This window comes from Pseudomonas sp. R2-37-08W (genome assembly GCF_003851705.1).
Lineage (GTDB): Bacteria > Pseudomonadota > Gammaproteobacteria > Pseudomonadales > Pseudomonadaceae > Aquipseudomonas.
In genome coordinates, this window is sequence record NZ_CP027728.1 from 3,719,854 (window position 1) to 3,735,228 (window position 15,375).

The following is a 15,375-nucleotide window of genomic DNA, read 5'->3' on the forward strand; positions in this document are numbered from 1 at the left end:
ACATGACCAGCCGCGCCACCACCCCATCCGACTATCAGCAAATTGCCAACAGCGCGGCCTATGCGCTGCCCGATGACAGTGGTTATGGCTGGCGCGGCTACGTGATGCCCCAAGGCACCCTACCAGCCGATTTGCCGGCCAGCCTGAGCCCTGCCGATGCGTTCGATAAGCAGGCCGGCCATTACCTGTTCGCCCCCAGCGAGCCGGTCAGCCTAAGCAGCGACCCGTCGGCGTTTGTCACCGCCCTCTATAACTTTCTGTTTGCCGTCGAGCAGCGCAACTTCGTCGGCAGGGCGCTGCTCTGGTTGCCGGGCAGCAACCTGCCGGCGCCCAAACGCTTCAACGACTATGGGCTGCGCATCACTCTGGGGACGTCCTGCCAAGTGCAGAACAACCTCAACATAAAGCTCGGCGATCGCCTGACCTTCTTCATCAACTTCGGCACCTTCGTCAAATACGATGCCGACCTCAACGCGTTGCGCCTGAAGTCCAGTACCGGCATCAGCATGGGCTTCAACGACAAACTGCAGGCAGACAGCGGCCTGCAACTGACTCCCCCGCTGCAGCCATTGGCCTATATACCGCTGGACGGTGGCCAGGCCGCCAGCCTGGTGTATGCCTTGACCTACAACCCCGTGGCTGCGCTGCGGTATTTCCAGACCGGCTTTGCCTATGTGGTCAACACCGGGAACGGCAACACCCTGCTCAACTACCCGGTGTTCAACCCGATCGGCATGCCGGCCACGTTGAACATGGGCGGTGTCCTCGACCCGCTGGACCGGCTGAACCAGCACATCAGTGCGACGCAACTGGCCGCCGGGTTGATCCGAACCGGCCTGGCCTTCGCCGCCGCCGGCAGCACCTCGCTGCCCAGTCAATGGCGCAGCACTGCCGGCAACCCCATCAATCTGGTTCCGCTCAACGGCCTCGATGCCAATGGCTGGCCCCTGCCCCACGCGGCCAGCCTGGTGTTCTGTGATGATGGCGCGAGCTACAGCCTCACCCTGAGCGGTGACTATGGCTTGAGTGTGCCGACCCTTCCCGCCGCCGTCGGGCAATCGCTGTTGTGCGGCATCTTCGGTACCGAATGGCTGAGCTTTTCCAACTACAATCCTGCGGCCAGCCCCACCGAAAATGACCGCATACGCCTGCTCGCCGCTCAATCGGCGTATGCACCCGTCTTCCCGTTCCCGACCAGCAGCCTGGTGTCCCCCACCAGCGGCGCGGTCACCGCCCTGCTGACCGGCGACTACCGGACCTCCTGGAGCAGCCTGATTGCCGGCGCCTCTATCCCGGCCTACAGCGCACAGCCCGACGGCAGCCCACTGTATGGCCAGGCCGCGGCCGCTGGCGACACCGTGATGCTGGCCCCCGCCGCGCCACGCACACCGCTCCCGCAAACCCCCGGCTTCGCCTTCCCCCTGGTGCCGTATGCCGGCATGCCCAATACACCGGGCGTCAACCTGACCCAGTTCGAGAGCGAGATTCTTGCCGCCTCGCGCAAAAGCCTGATCAGCGCCGCCACCCTGCCGGGCAGGCGGGCCGCACGGCTCAAACGCCTGCAACGCGGCCCGGCTGGCGCGGCCGAAAAACCCGACCGGGCGACCACACCGCAAGGCTTGCTGGTGGACCTGGACCCGGACGGTATCGGCTACCGCAAAGTGCTGCTGGCACGCTCGAAATCTGCCGAGAGCATGCTGGATTTTGCCTTCGAACAGCCCACCGAGGCGCTGCACGAAGCGCTGCAAACCAATCAGTTATTTCTCGTCGGCGTCAACCCGCAACCGTTTTTCACCCAGGGCGCAACGTTCAGCAACCACCTGGAGATCGCCGGCTGGCACTTCATCGCCAATATCGGTGCCGGCGTGCAAACCACCAGCTACCGCAACGTGCTGATCATGAAATATTGCAGTGGCAGCCTGAAAGAGCGCATCGACAATCCCAACCGCTGGACCCTGCCCGAGACGTTCTCGAAAACCGCAGACCTGGTGCCGGGGCTTGAGACCCTGGCCTACACCGGTTTGTCCCAGTGGCTGCAGGACTTCATCAGCGCCGCCGAGCTCAAGGCCGCCGCCACACCGGACAGCCTCTATGCGGACTTCGTCGCCCAGGTCAACGACCCCGAATGGAAAGGCTTTATGGTGCTCAACGCCGACCTGCCCTTGGACAGCCTCCCCGAGCAATTGGCCGGGATCGCCGCCGGCATCGATTACAGCCGCTTTCTCGCCCACCACTTCGGCGCCAGCGTCAGTCGCATCAGCCATCAGGACGACACCTTGGATATCCAGGGCATTTCCAATCTCTTCGGACTGATCGACTATCAGAACCCGGCTTATGAACAGGCCCGGGCCAACGGCGCGGACGCCGACATGCCCATCGCCCTGGCCACGACCGAAGGTTATGCCTTCAGCGTCCTCCAGCTCCAGGCACTGTTCCGTCAGTCCAGGCTGGTGACCTTCAACAGTCGTATCCAACTGAGCCTGGACCGCCTGTTCGGTTCAGCGATCCAGGCCACACGACGCGCTGAAACTCCGAGTGCCGTAAATGCCATGGTCCTCGACGGCAGCGCCCTGCAACAAAACGACACCACCACCTATGTTTTCGAACAAAGCCAGAGCTACCTGTTCAACCTGGACAGCAACGTGCTGCCGGCCGCATCCGTCAATCGCATCCAGTTCAACACCCTGGGCAGCCCGGACAGCGGCGTCACCACCGCCAGTCGTTTCCTGTTGTGGGGCAAGCTGGACTTCGCCCTGCTCGAGACCTCCGCCGGGCCATTCGACCTGTTGTCCTTTGGCAGCGAAGACGGCAGTCCGCGCAACGAGGGCCTGGCTTATACCAACCTGCAGATCGGCATGAGTTTTCCCAGCGCCACACCCAACGCCGTGAGCTTCAGCTTCAATCCCGGCAACCTGGGATTCGATCCGGTCACCAGCCAGGTTCGCGGCAAAAGCCTCTACAAAGGTTTGACCCTGCAGCTCAAGCAATTCATCCAGGCGCCGGAACAGAAGAAACCCGCGGACTACGGTTTTCTCCCGGTCCTGCCGGAGAACCTGTCGCTCAAGCCTATGTCCGGAGCCTGGTCGGGCATTGTCTACAAAGTCACCATGGGATCGCCCGGCGCCCTGGTCTCGGGCGCTGGTTTCGAGTCCGACCTGCTGGTTGCCTGGTCGCCCGACAGCCAGAGCACCGACGCCAACCCCATGCTCTTCGTTGGCTTGAGCCTGCCGGGCGCCGCGCCATCCGCCAGCGTGTTTTCCCTGCAGGGAATCATCAAGGTGTCCACCGGACCGATCAAACTGCTCTACCAGACCATCCCGGGGCAGCCCGATCCGCAGGCGAAATTCTTCAACCTGCAACTGACCGATATCGGCATCAAGATCCTCGGCATCGCCAAGTTGCCCCCGGGGGCGACCCTGCAGTTTTTCCTGTTTGGCGACCCTCAGTCCTCCGGCAGCCTGGGCTGGTATGCCGCCTACGTCAAAGATCCGGACAGCGACACCGAACGCCTGCTGGCCCTGACGCCGGATACGTCCACGCATCCGGCACTGACCGGGCCATCGGAGATCGCCTCATGACGCGCGTCCTGTACTGGAACATCGAGAGCTTCGGCTATAACAAGATCCGCCCCTTGAGCACCAAGCGGAACCGCGCCGGAGCGTTTATTCCCGACCTGAACGCTGCGGACCGACTGGCGCTGATCCTGGCCCATATCACCGCCTTCAACCCGGACATCTTTGTGGTGGTAGAGACCGCCAGCGGCCCGAGCCACGGCCCGGGCTCACTGATTTCCCCAACCGGCGGCTGGCAAGGTTGCGTGGAGCTGTTGTTGCGCATCCGCAACCTGACCGGGCTTACCTGGAACCTGGTGCCGCCCCTGGTGGTCGGCCAGGCCGGGCGAGCCGAGGGCGTCGCGGTGTTCTACAAACCGGTGATCCCGGCGGGCCCCGGCGTGGCGGCCGGCAGACGCTTGTTCACCGGCCCCAACGCCTGGTCACCGGCGGGCAATGGCATCAGCTTCAACCCCACCGTTTTGCCCGCGCCCGCCGCCGGCAACTACCCGCCGCTACAGACCAACGCTTGTTTTACCGTCGCCGGTCGCGCCATTCCCCCTGCCGCCCTGAACCCCGGCAACCTGTCCGAAAGCCGGTGCGCGGCGCGGGTCGATTTCGTCGATAACCTCGGCGCGCCCCTCAACTATGGCGGCCTGCGCGAACCCTATATGGTGACGTTCTGTGAAACCGTCGACGGCCCGCCCGTGGTGGTGCAGCGCAACCTCACGCTGTTTGCCATCCATTCGCCGCCGCAGTACGTGGCGGCCAATGCCTACCTCAACGGTCTGGCCAACGTGCGTGACATCAGCGCCGCCCTGGGCGCATTGGAAACCCGGGTCATCACCGGTGATTTCAATGTCAACCTGCTGAGCCAGACCGGCAATGATCCACTGCGCTACGCGCCGCTCACAGGCCTGGGGTACGCCCTGCAACTGCAGCCACCGGCCGCGGCCCCGCCTCCAGCCCTGGATGCCTACATGGGCTATTTCGCCACCCACCTAAAGAGCAAGAAATCGACGATCTTCTGGTCGACCAACGTGGGCGCCGTGCCTTATCCGGGTTACCGCTACATCGGCTCGTCGAGCAGCAGCAACCTGTATTCGATCGACAACATCCTGGTACGTGGCGGCGCGGCCGGGAACTTCACCATCGCCAACACCGTGGTCGGCACGCCGCTGAATGTGGTCAACCCCGCGCCTGGCGGTGCGCCCGTGGGCATGGTGGCCATCGCCAGCGATTTCCAGGCGCCTCCGCTCGGCTGGCCGCCATCACCGGCGCCGGCATTCGCCGCTGGCGACCGGCAACGTTTCCGTGGCTGGCGAAACATGGGGCACATCCGCTCCACCAGCGATCACCTGGCCCTGTTCGTGACGGTCTGATTCAAGGAGAAGACAGATGGCCAACAACCCACTGAGCAACCTCGCTGCGGCACTGACTCGCGATGCCGGCGCCCCGATCCTCCTCACCCGTGACTACCTGATCGCAGGCCTGGCGGATGCCGGCGTCAGCGTTTCCGACAATCTGGACAGCGACCTCAACGCGGCCTTCCAATCGTCTGTCGCCGGGTTGTCGATCAGCCTGACCGCGCAAAGCGTGCAACCGCTGAACCCGACCAGCCAGACGTTCAAGGCCACGGGCGTCAGCGCGCGGTTTCTGCAACAGGATGTGCAGCAGGGGCTGGTGCTGACCTTCGGCCTGAGCGGCATCGACGGCGCGCAGGCCCTGAGCCTGGAGATCGTCACCACGCCGGCCAGTTGGAGCTGGGCCGATCTGTCGAGTTTTGCCACCGGGATTCCCTTCAAGTGGGCCGTGATCAGCAACGCGGTGTTCACCTTCAATGACAACCTGGGTCCTTGCCAGGGTTTTGCCGCCAACCTGACGCCGCCCGCCCAGCTCAGCAATGCGGTCGCGGTGGTGCAGGGCCTGGGCTTTCCAACCCTGGCCCTGCCCTTCAGCGGCAGCATGGATTTCGCCAAGGTCGACGGGATCGATATCTTCATGCCGACCACGACCCTGCAGGCGCCTTTCCTCGGCGCGGACAGCGGCTTGAAACTGATGTACCTGAGTGTCGATGCACCGGTTTTCGGGTTGATCATCGGCCCACCGGAACTGCAGGACGGCGACGACCCGGCGCAAGCCTTCTACGACCAGCAGGTCAGCCTGTATCTGGGCCTCGACCTGAGTCTGACGGACCAGCGCGGTCAATCCATCGACTACCAGATGCGCGCCCTGGCCCAGATCAACAATGGCAACGCGTTCAATTTCTACCTCGGTCACAGCGACGACGGCAGCGCCCTGTTGACCCCGGCCACGGTCATCGGCCTGCTGGACAACAAAGGCAGTTTCTTCACGGGAACGCCACCGGTCTTGCAGCAGTTTCTCTCCGGGATCGGCCTGCGTAGCCTCAGCCTCAGCGGCACCACCAGCCCCAGCCTGGCCCTGAGCAGCGCCAGCGTGACCTTGGGCGCAGACCCGACGGTGATCAATGTCGAGCACCCTTGGGTCCCCTTGCAGGACCCGACCAACCAGTTGGTTTTCGGCGTCACCGATTTCGAGTTGGTATGGGGCATCAACTATCTTCCCCAGGGCAGTGCCTATAGTTTTCTGTTCCAGACCCAGTTCCTGTTGTTGCCCGAGGTGTTCAAGGGCAAGACCACCGGCGAAAACGGCCTGTTCTTCGTCCAATTCAATTCCGACCTCCAGTTGCTTGCACGTTTCGACGGTACCGCCAATCTCAACGACCTGATTGCCGCGCTCACCCTGGGTTTGATCCGCATTCCCAAAAGCTTCGTCGATGCCTCGCTGTCCGACGTAGGCCTGAGCCTCGACGTGGGCGCCAAGAGCTACGCCTTCAACGCCGGCTTCGAACTGGACCTGAACCTGTTCACGCTCGACGGCCTGCCGATACTCTCGGTCACCGACGGTCAGCTTTATATCAAGGCCACCACCCCCACCAGTGCCAGCGGTGTCGCCAATACCGCGCCGGTCACCACTTACCAGGCAGGCATCGGCGGACTGGTCGGCATCGGGCCGTATTTCGCCAACGCCAGCATCGACTATGACGGCACCGAGTCCCCAGCCACCTGGACAGTCGCCGCACGGCTGGCGCAACCGGTGGATGTGCAACAGCTGGTCAGCCAATTCCTCAGCTTCGGTGGCGCCTTCACATTCCCCGATTTCCTGCCCGGCACCCTGCTGGTCGACACGCTTGAGGTGGACGCCACTCTTGCCACCGGTGCGACGCCGATCGACCGCTACACCGTCGCCGGTAGCCTGCGCTGGACCTTCAACCTGGGCCAGGCCTTCAGCGTCGACACCCTGGCCACCCTGAGCCTGAGCTACGACGCCAGCAAACCCGCCCAGCAGCAGTACAGTGGCAGCGCCACTACGCTGTGGGATTTCAGCTTCCTCAACGACAGCGTGCTGCTGAGCTATAGCTTTGCGCCCGACAATCAGGGCAGCAATGCCCAATTGAGCCTGTCCTGGGAAGGCTTGACGGCGATTTATCAGGTCGACAAGAAAACCCTGACCTTCACCCTGAAAAACTGGAGCCTGGGGCGTCTGATCCAGAAACTCATGCAGTCCCTGGGCGACCCCTACTTCACGCTCGACTCACCCTGGGACGTGCTCAACCAGGTCTCCCTCGACGGCCTGTCGCTGGTCATCAGCCTGGAAACCAGCAACGGCAGCACGCCGACCATCGCCGCCAAATACACCCTGGCGAGCAAGATCGACCTGGGCTTCATGAGCATCGACGGCCTGGTATTCGAGCGCAAGAAGGTCGACGGCGTTGACAAAATCACCCTGGGCATCGACGGCTCCTCGGTGTTCAAAGGCAACAATCCCGAGGAACAACAGGACTGGAGCAACCTGCTGGATCCCCAGAAAGGCCAGCCCGTGGACAAGCTGCCTTCGGTTCCGGGCCAAGGTACGGACTATTTCAGCCTACCGTTGCTGGTACTTGGCCAACGCGTGGCCATCAGTGGCTACGACAGCTTCGCTAATACCAAAGCGGTGATCGACGCCTTGAAAGCGGTGCCTTCAACGACCGGTTCCAGCAACCCGCTGAACCCTGGCGACAGCGGTACCAAGGGCACGCCGTACTACAACCGCAACAGCGACTGGCTGATCGCCGGGCAACTGTTGCTGCTCAAGACCGGCAAGGACTGGACCGTCGACCTGATGCTGGTATTCAACGACCCCAACCTCTACGGCCTGCGCCTGGCCCTTGCCGGAGAGAAGGCCAAGGCGCTGGGTAATCTGGTGCTCGACATCCTCTACAAGAAAATCACCGACGATGTGGGCGTCTACCAGATCGAATGGACCTTTCCCGACAGCATCCGCAACCTGAACTTCGGTGCGGTATCAATCGTGCTGCCGGAGATCGGGGTGAAGATCTATACCAATGGCGATTTTTTCATCGACATCGGCTTCCCCTACAATCTCGACTTCAGCCGCTCGTTCTCGATTAGCGCGATCGTCTACGGCGTGCCAGTGCTGGGTGCGGGTGGTTTCTACCTGGGCAAGCTCTCGTCGGTCACCGCGACCCAGGTACCGAAGACCACCCAGGGCACTTTCGACCCGGTGATTGTTTTCGGCCTGGGCCTGCAACTGGGCCTGGGCTACAACTTCGTCAAAGGGCCGCTCAAGGCCGGCTTCGCGCTGACGGTATTCGGCATCCTGGAGGGCACTATTGCCGCCTTTCACGCTTATCGCCCGTCCACCGCGCTGGTCACGGCCAACAGCAGTGTGCAGGACGACTACTACTTCAAGATCCAGGGCACAGTCGGGGTCATCGGCCTGCTCTACGGCAGCATCGACTTCGCGATTATTTCGGCGGCGGTCAACGTGCGCATCACCCTGTCGCTTTCGCTGACGTACGAGAGCTACATGCCAATTCCTATCGCGGCCCGAGCCACAGTGGAAGTCAGCGTCAAGGTCAAGATCGACCTGGGGTTGTTCAGTTTCAGCATCAGCTTTTCATTCCATGCCGACGTCTCGGCGCGCTTTGAGATCAATGCCCTCAACAGCGGCCCGGCCCCCTGGGCCGAGCCGACCGCGCTGCTGGCTCGCCAGGCTCGGCATCTGCAGCTCGCCGGCCAGCGACGGGCCGTCACACCCAAGGCAATGTCGGTGCCGCGCAGTGCAACCAAGCCGGCATTGAACCTGTACGCGACGCCGCAATTCACCGTGATGTGCAACGAAGGCGTGAACAGCTACAGCGGCCAGCAAGGTGCTTTCGTGTTCCTGTTGACCATGGACGCACCGTCCCCGACTCAACAGACACGGCAGGCGGTTGGCTCCAGCAGTTTCGAGCGCCTGTGCGCCGATTACCTGCCGTGGCTGATCGGCACCCTGGGCTCAGCCAGAAGCGAGCAGGACACCCTGGCCGACATCCTCGGCACGTTGGTGGACAAGGCCCTGCTGGAGGTGGATATCGAACGCATTGCCGACCTGGCCAACCCGCCGTTCGGCATCAGCGAGTTGTTGACGTTCCTGTCGTCCTTCGACGTCAGCATCACCTTGCCCGACGCTGCCAACCAGGCGCAGATCAAGCAGGTGCTGGAGGCCGGCTCGGTGCTGTTCCCGGTCTTCGACGGCCTGTCCCTGGACGTCCCCCTGGCAAACGCCGGCAGCGCGACCCTGGACTTTCTCCAGTACGTGGGCACCAACAGCACCTATCGCAGCAACGTCGCGCAGTTATTCAAGGAACTGGCGGCCGTTGTCACGGCCAAGGATGAGCGCAGCGCGCCGCCGCTGCGCGCTGCAGACGATGACAACGAATCGATGGCCGCCGTGATTTTTACCGATGCCTTCATGGTTATTGGCCGGCAACTATTGCAGGTCGCCCTCAATGCCTTTGACGACTACGCCTATGCCACGGCCAACGGCAACTCCATCGAGCAGATCCTGCAATGGACCAATGAAGCACGTGGCAACAGCCTGACCCTCGACGATATTGTCCGGCCCAATGCCGAAGTCGCCTTGACCGATGGGCTGACTCTGCACATCCCCCTGCCCGCCTATGCCTTGCAAAGCAGCGACACCTTGGCAAGCGTCGCACGGGCCTGGTCCGACAGCGCCGTGCCAGCCCGTTGGACGACCACTGCGGCGGGTTTGATCCTGGCCAACGGCAACTCGACGGTGATTGCCGCCGGTCAACTCATCAGCCTGATGGTGGGCAACGACATTCACCAATACACCACGGGCCCCGGAGAAACGTTCAACAGCCTGGCCAGGGCCCTGGGAATCGACCTGCCCGCACTGGCCCGGGACAGCGCGCTGTACATCATGGCCGACCTGCTGTTGCCGGGCCAACCGTTGCTGCTGCCGAGCCTGGCGTACCAGACCGCCGCCGGCGACAGCCTGAACAGCAGCGGCGCACGCTTTGGCGTGAGTGCCATGGCCCTGTTCAGCGATCCGCTGTCCGGCAACGTCAGTGTCGGACCGCTATTTGCCACGCAACAGATCACCCTGACAGCCCTCAATAGCCTCTTTACCCAAGACCTGTGGGCCGTGGTGGTGGGCACCGATCAACTGGCCCAATTGGCCGGCATGCTTTCGCGCTTTTTGGCCTATGGCCTGCGCCTGCCGTCGAACCCGGCGGGCATGGGCGGCCTGAGCCTGGGCGCGCAATTTCTCTACCCAAACAATCAGAGCGCCTATGGTCTCTATCAACTGACCGGCCAGCAGTTCCCCACGCCAACCGACCAGATGCCCGGGACTGACTTCCCCATCAGCCTGAGCCGGGACGCCAGCAGCCATGGTGTCGACTTGTCGTTCGTAACGATCGCCGGCGGCAGCAGCGGCTCAATGAACCTGAACGAGGCCTACAGCAACCTTTGCGTGGTGCTGGCCTACGCGCAACGAGGCAAGTTCCAGCCGGCACCGAGCATCAGCCCGCTGCCGACCGTTGCCCGCAGCCCGAAAGACTATGCGGTTAAAAGCATCTCCCTGTGGTCGACCGCTGACCTGCAGCAGTTGCGTGACCTCTGCCAGCCGAACCTGCGTGCCTCAACCGAAGAGGCGCCCAGCGTGCAACCGATACTCTGGTCCCTGCCGGATGGCCTGGTCCGACTGAGCAACCAGCGGGTGGGCTGTCTCGCCTCACAGCTGCCTGATCTCTCGCAGCAACTGCCCTACCTGCCGGCCTTCACCCCCTGGGAAGTTTCAACCGACCCCGCGACCCTCGAAACCACTCGCCGCGAAATAGCCTCCTACAGCTACGCGACCCGGGTTGACTTCACCATCAAGCGGCTGCCCCAGGCCCAGCCCGGCGTCATTGCCAGCGATGGCAGCAGCCTGGCGTATACCTACCAACTGCTCGGCCCTTCGGCCACCGATGCGCAATTACTGGAGCGCCTGTTGAGCGCGGTGAGCGAGCTGGGTACGTCAATCATCAGCGGCCAGTTCCTGCTGATGCCCCAGGGCAATGCCAAGGCCAGCAACCTGCTGAGTCAGGCACAGAGCGACTTCCTCGCGTTCCTGACGCAGACCAACCTGTCGACCGAAACCAACCCGCCACCCGACTTGATGACCCCGCGCACGGCCGACGACGCGGGGCCGCGCGGCATCCTCAATCCTCCCCAGGAAGTGGTAAAACTGCTCTGGGAACTGTCTACCGTCCGTTCGGGCGGCTACTACTTGAGCTATTACGACGTGATCGCCGCCAGCGGCTTGCCCGATGGGATTTTCGACGACAGTGGCACGGCGACCCTGACCCTGGTAATGACCTATCCACGGGGTGCCCTGCTAGGCCGCCTGTGCAACTTCATCAATGCCTTTGTCACCACCGATACGGTGATCCAGGAAGGCAGCCACATGGCCCTGCGCTCGGCCAGCACCGCCGGCGTCAGCCAGCCGACCCGCGCCAGTGACAGCCTGGAAAGCCTGGCGACGTTCTACGGTATCGGCTCCGGACGCATTGCCGAACTCAATCCGGGCGCGACACTGACCACCAACGCACAAGTACCCATAGACGGCATCATTCACCTGGTGACACCGGCCGATTCCAGCGCAGGCAATGGCGTGCCCGCGGCAATCCTCGACAATCTGGCCCGCTACTACTCGGTGGGGGCACTGCAACCGGTCAGCGCCGCGCAGATCGCGGCTCTCAACCCCGGCGTCAGCGCCGCCAGCAGCGTGGCGCTGTTCATCCCGGCACTGGTCTATGTCGTTGACGGCAGCCTTGCACCGGGCAACAGCCTGCGGTCCCTGGCCGACTACTACGGGCTCGATCTCGATGCATTGGCGGTCGGCGCCGAGCGGGTAGTCGGGCTGCTGGTCAGCGGCAGTGCGTTGACGCTGGATACCCGGACCTTCGATTTGCAAGCGGTGTTCAACCAAGGCAATGCCGCTTTCAGTGTCCTGCGTGACAACCCGCCTCCGGTGGATTCCCCGAGTGTGGACCCGGACGGTTATGCCAGTGCCTACCTGTACAACCTTTACTCGGTGCTGAGTGCAGGCATCGACGGCTCGCCCTGGTACAACGCCAGCGACCTGGCCCTGCCCTTCGGGCCACAGCGGCCGGACATCGGGGCGGATGAACTCGAGGCGCAAATCCATCGTCGAGCCATGCGCAACCCGCAGAGCCGCCGCGAGGCCCTCAACGCCCTGGCCGAGGACAGCCAGTACTTCTATCAGCAAACCCTTGGCCTGGCCCGCCGCGCCACCAGCAATGCCGCCCCGCAGCCGGTGGACCCAGGCCTGCCGTCCGCCTCCGACAACCCCTATCGAGGTGTGGGCAGCTTCGCCCAGGTGAACCTCTGCTGGCTGGACATCTTTGGCAATATCACCGTGACGCCCTTCCAGCAGCCACCGGCCGGCTACAGTGGCAGCCTCAACCATCCCCCGCTGCCGTTGCGCTACAACGATCGCCTGATCGCCCTGTCGGCCTGGCCCAACACCCGCGCCTTCTACACCTATGAAGCCGCTGCCGGCGGCGTGCAACTGGTTATCCACCTGAGCCTCGACACCTCCAGCTACGACCCGGCCGGCGGCGGCGACATCAAGGTCCAGGCCGGTAAGGATCTGGAAATGTTCAGCCTGATCTACTACCAACTGAACCAGTCCTACCAAGACTTGAACCTGCCCTGGTGCAACGGCCGCGCGGTCAGCGTGGAACTGGTCAACAGCCTGTTCGCCCAACCGCTGAGCCAGCTCGACGTCAGCCAGTCGCAGCCGTTGCTGGACTACATCAACGGGGTGATTCTGTACCTCGGGCAATTGATCCAGGGCGCCACTGCAGCACCACCGGCTGCCGTGCGCCTGTGCCTGGCAGTGGATATCGACAGCCTCGCGCCCGGCTCGATCCTGCCCCTGAGCCTGACCCTCAGCCTGCGGAGGGTCTCGACCCTGGTAGCGCCGGATGTCGCCGGCCTGGCAGGCGGCGTGGCGGTGACCAGTACGCTGCTGCCGGTCCCCGATCCAGTGACGGCCAGCACCAGCGGATATAGCGTGTTCGCCGCAGCCTTCGAGGCGCTGTTCCTGCGCCCCGGCGCCTGGCTGACACGGGTCGGCAGCGGCACCGCAGACCCCGGCAGCACGCCGGACGGACGCAGCCAGACGCTGTGGGCCGTCCGTTTCGCCGAGCAGGACGGCGCGGCAGGTATTCGCTACCGCATCGATCCGGTCCCAGGCTACTTCGCAGCCCGGCCGATCGCTAACAGCCTGACCTCCGACAGCGTGCAGATCTACCCCACCTACCGGCCGGACCAGCCGTTCCCTGGCGATGACCTGGCGACACTCAACCTCACGGGCGTCGATCAGAACCTCTGGTTCGAAACAGCCCTCAAGGCCATCGACGGCTTCCTGTCACCGACCTATGCCCCCTCAGTGTTCCTGCTCGACATCCTGCTCGGCAGCAAGGACCCGCTCAAGGACGGTTATCTCGGCAAAATCCTCAGCGCCAAGCAGGTGCTGGCTGACGATATCGCGTCCACCCTGGAACCGGTGCTATCGGCAGGTCCGCAAGACGGGGCAACCCGGGCCGCCGCGGCTGAAAAACTGCGCCAGAGTTTGCTCAACCAGCTGTACTCGGCGTACAGCACCACCGCTATCGTCGGCTTCTGCGTGCAAGGCAGCGCCACCGACCAAACGTTGTCGCTGTACGGCCAGCCGACCGTATCCAGTCAGCCACCGCCCGGCACAGGGAACGACAACTACGCCTTCGGCAGCGGGCGCATTCGCTTGCAGGCTTCGGTTGGCGAAAGCGCCCTTGCGTTTGTGTTCAATTCCCGCAACGAGGCAGCAAGGAGCTATGTACCACTGGAGCTGGCGTTGCAGGTCAGTCACCTGGAACACGACGTGCGCAGCGTCCCGGGGATCAGCGGCTACACCCAGTCGAACTGGATCTCATTGATCGGCGGGCCGTTGCTGATCCCCTTGGCCGGAGGGCAGACCATGAACCTGCCGGTGCTGCTGCGAGCCTTGCCTGAACCCCCGACGGTCCAGCGCCAGACAGCGACAGCCTGGGCACAGCCGGCGCAAAGTGCTTCGGACCTGAGCAAGTGGACTTATGCCTTTGACTCCCTAGTCCGGGGTGCCGCCCAGGACAGCCTCAACGTCGCCATAGCCCTGAACACCCCGACAACCAACGGCGCGCTACGCAGCACCGGTAAAAGCCTGGTCGCCGCATTGGCCCAGTTCGTCACTGTTTACCCGAGCATCGAAGTGGCCATGCAGCAGAACCTCACCGCGATCAATGTCAGCCAGCCGACCGAGCTGCAAATCGCTGCGGCCCAGCATGCGGTGGCGGCCTTCGTGTACATCGTCAAGGAGGTCACCGATGCCTACCATGCCTGGGCCAGTCCGATCCGCAGTAAAACCGCGTTTGTGCCCCCCCAGGCGCTGACCTGCGCCTTCAGCCAGGTGCTCACTTGGGTGATGGTCGACGGGCAAGAGGCGGCCCAGACCCTGCTGCTGGACATGACCATCAACGATGTGGCGGCCAGCTACGATCCAGGTATCGGCCGAATCAGCGCCACCCTGGCGCAATGGGGCGAGGTCAGCCTGCCGGCGCCACGGGTGGAAATAGATCCGACGCAGTACGAGGCGGTGAGTGTCATCGATCCGGACATCCCCGGGGCGGTCGCCTACCGTTATCGCCTCAAGAATGTGGGGCCGGCAGAATGGCTCGATTATGCGCAAGCGCTGCTGGTCAACGAGCGCTGTACCAGCCTGCCGGCCCTCAACGTGTTCGATCATCAGGACGCGTGGGCTTCGCTGTCGGTGGAGCGCAACCGCATCCTATTCCCCGCCGCGCAGATCGGCACCTTGCACACCAACCCGGTGTTCCGCTTCTCCACACCGGTCGTGCGTTTTGTCGACAGCATCAGCCCCCACATCATCCAGGACAGCTTTTCCCTGGACAGCCTGCCAGTGGCGAAGGCGAGTCTGGAGGATTACTTGAATGTGTTTTTTGCCGCCCTGGGTTCAGGCAGCAACGGCACCACGGTCCAGATGGGCATGGAGGGGCGCTACAGCTACGACATCGCCGGGCAGGGAGTCGTCGCGCGCACCGTGCTGCCGGCCGCGCTGATGTTGCCGGTGAGCACTTCGCTGAATACCCCGCCCGCCTTCATCAGCACATTCAGCCAGGCCATCGATCGCTGGCGCCTGGCCGAAAAAGTCACTATCCAGGGCAACGCCCGGGTCGACCTGACCCTGCGCGCATTCAGCGCCGACGATCCGACCCAACTGGCACAGGGAGCATTGCCCTCAGACAACCAGCCGCCGTTGCTGAGCATCGAAAATCTTTGGATATCGGCCAACAAGGTTCCCCCGGGACAAGGAGGTCTATGAGGCGAAAACGCACTGAGTA

3 protein-coding genes are annotated in these 15,375 nt (G+C 63.4%); all 3 read left to right on the top strand.

What is annotated here, in order from left to right; translation table 11 throughout:
* The first annotated feature begins 2 nt into the window (after positions 1 to 2).
* From C4J93_RS17155 to C4J93_RS17165, 3 genes are read left to right on the top strand one after another with little or no spacing between them, the layout of a single operon-like run.
* Positions 3 to 3,578: a hypothetical protein gene (locus tag C4J93_RS17155; RefSeq protein ID WP_124430021.1), complete on the top strand. Its 3,576-nt coding sequence runs from the start codon at positions 3 to 5 to the stop codon at positions 3,576 to 3,578.
* A complete protein-coding gene (locus C4J93_RS17160) occupies positions 3,575 to 4,933 on the top strand; it encodes a hypothetical protein (RefSeq protein WP_124430022.1) in 1,359 nt (452 codons plus the stop codon). Before C4J93_RS17155 ends, C4J93_RS17160 begins: the two co-directional genes overlap by 4 nt.
* Positions 4,934 to 4,949: 16 nt before the next feature.
* Positions 4,950 to 15,356, top strand: coding sequence for a peptidoglycan-binding protein (locus C4J93_RS17165; RefSeq protein WP_124430023.1), 10,407 nt, complete (start codon positions 4,950 to 4,952; stop codon positions 15,354 to 15,356).
* The last annotated feature ends 19 nt before the right edge of the window (positions 15,357 to 15,375 follow it).